Source organism: Terriglobus sp. YAF25, assembly GCF_052113305.1.
GTDB lineage: Bacteria > Acidobacteriota > Terriglobia > Terriglobales > Acidobacteriaceae > Terriglobus.
The window spans coordinates 1-1,002 of sequence record NZ_JBFRCY010001074.1 but is presented as its reverse complement, the minus strand read 5'-3'; the positions used below and the strand labels follow the sequence as shown (position 1 = coordinate 1,002).

The window sequence follows — 1,002 nt, the reverse complement described above, 5'->3', positions numbered from 1 at the left end:
GCGCGCAGGTCAGCAAAATTGCGCTTGCCGCTGCGGCGCGCAGGCCGGGAACCGATCTTGGCATGCTCCAGCTCAACCACCGGCGTGGCCTGCTCAAAGTAGGTAAAGACTTCGGGGTCTTCGACGATGCTGGAGCGGTAGAAACCATAGGAGGTCTCGCTCAGATCGTTCAGCGCCCCTTCCCACTCCGGCGTAAGCAGACCGGTCAGGCAAGCATCGCACTGCAGCTTGGCGTCGGGACGCGCCAGGGCATCAAGCGAGGCGGCCAGCATCAGCTCCAGGTTGCGCTCGGCGAGCACCACATCGGAGTACTTCCAGTTCATCACCTCACCCTGTTCGGTGATGCGGAACTGACCGTTGAATCCATCGAAGGGCTGCGCATAGATGGCGCGGTGCGTCGGTCCGCCGCCGCGGCCGACAGTTCCTCCACGGCCATGGAACAACCGCAGCTTCACGCCACACTCGCGAGCCACATGGTGCAGCGCGCGATGCGCCTTGTAGATCTCCCAGGTCGAGGTGATCATGCCTCCGTCTTTGTTCGAGTCGGAGTAGCCGAGCATGATCTCCTGTTCCCAGTTCCAGCTCTCGAGCAGCGGCTTGTAGGCCTCGCTGGTCCAGACATCGCGGCAGATACGCGGAGCGTTGCGCAGATCTTCAATCGACTCGAAGAGCGGCACCGGCTTAAGGCCTGGGTCGCCTTCACGGCCTTCCACGGTAACGCCACCCATACGAGCCAGCCATATGACGCGGAGCATGTCTTCTTTTTCGGTAGCTCCGCTGATGACGTACTGGCGAATGGCTCGCGGCGACTTCCGCTTGATCTCGGCAACGGCGCGCACGGTATCGATCAGCTCCAGCGTCTGCGCTGAGAGCTGCTTCGGCAGTGCACCTTCGTTCACGCTCTGCACGTCGCCAAGCTCCGCAACCGCGGTAGCATGAACGCGGGCATGCTGGCGGATGTCGAGCGTGTGCAGATGCAGGCCATAGGTGCGCACCTCCAGC

The 1,002-nt window shown here is 62.6% G+C and carries 1 protein-coding gene; it reads right to left on the bottom strand.

The window, feature by feature from the left end; genetic code table 11:
• Positions 1-1,002: phosphoenolpyruvate carboxylase (locus tag AB4043_RS26615; protein WP_442308677.1), on the bottom strand; the 1,002-nt coding region annotated here is incomplete at both ends.